Here is a 1,201-nt window from a genome sequence, read left to right on the forward strand (position 1 = left end):
GCCCCTTTGGTCCGCACGGTCCGATGCCGCACCGTGGCGAACACGCTCTCGATCGGGTTCGAGCTGCGCAGGTGGTCCCAGTGCTCGGCCGGGAAGTCGTAGAACGCCAGCAGCGCCTCCCGGTCCTTGGTCAGGCAGTCGGCAGCGCGCGCGTACTTGGCCCCGTACTTCTCGACGAAGACGGCCAGCGCCGCCTCGGCCGCCGCCCGGGTCGGCGCGCCGTGGATCTCCCGCAGGTCCGCCTTCATCGCCGGCTGGACGGACTTCGGCACCTTGTCGAGGACGTTGGCCGCTTTGTGGACCCAACACCGCTGGTGAGCGGTGCCGGGGAAGACCTCGTCCAGCGCCCGCCAGAAGCCGAGAGCGCCGTCACCGACCGCGATCTCGGGCGCGATCGAGAGCCCGCGCCGCTTCACGTCGACGAGCAGCTCCCGCCAGCTCTGAGCGCTCTCGCGCACGCCCACCTGGAAGCCGACGAGCTCCTTCCGGCCCTCGGGCGTCGCCCCGATCAGCACGAGCATGCACTCGGCCTGGTCCTCCATCCGGGCCTGCAGGTAGACGCCGTCGGCCCAGACGTAGGCGTAGCGGCGCGCCGAGAGGTCGCGACCCTGCCAGCGGGTGTACTCGTCTGCCCAGGTCGCGGTCAGCCGGGCGATGACGGCCGGCGAGAGGTTCGGTGCGTCACGGCCCAGCAGGGCGGCCAGCGCCTCCTGGAAGTCGCCGGTCGAGACGCCGCGCAGGTACAGCACCGGCAGCAACGCATCCAGGCTGCGGGTGCGCCGCGCCCATTTCGGCAGGAGCGTCGAGGTGAACCGGATCCGGTCCTCAGGCCCGCTCGCGCCACGGTCCCGGACGCGAACCCGCGCCACGGGTACCGGGCCGATGCCGGTCTGGATCGCTCGCTCCGGGCCATGGCCGTGCCGCACGAGGCGTGCGCGTCCGTCCGGCAGCCGCAGGTCCTGCATCGCGCTCAGGAACGCGTCCGCCTCCATCTCGACAGCTTGGGCGAGCAGGCGGCGGGCCCCGCTGCGCAGCACCTCGGTCAGGGGATCGTCGATGGCCTCGGGCTGACGAAGCCGGACGATGTTGGTAGGTGTCTCCATGGCGTATCGCTCTCGCTGAGAGGTTCTGGCAGGCTTCGACACCCGCCTCGATACGCCGCCTTCAACACACCGTCGTCACCCAATCTCCCGCATAGCTC

Annotated in this window: 1 protein-coding gene; it reads right to left on the minus strand. The window is 71.2% G+C overall.

What is annotated here, in order from left to right:
* A partial coding sequence (locus ACP56T_RS21850; protein ID WP_430914109.1) for an IS256 family transposase occupies nt 1–1,103 on the minus strand: 1,103 nt, incomplete at its 3' end.
* Between the last annotated feature and the right edge of the window lie 98 nt (nt 1,104–1,201).

This window comes from Methylobacterium endophyticum (genome assembly GCF_050591105.1).
In the GTDB taxonomy this organism is placed as follows: Bacteria; Pseudomonadota; Alphaproteobacteria; order Rhizobiales; family Beijerinckiaceae; genus Methylobacterium.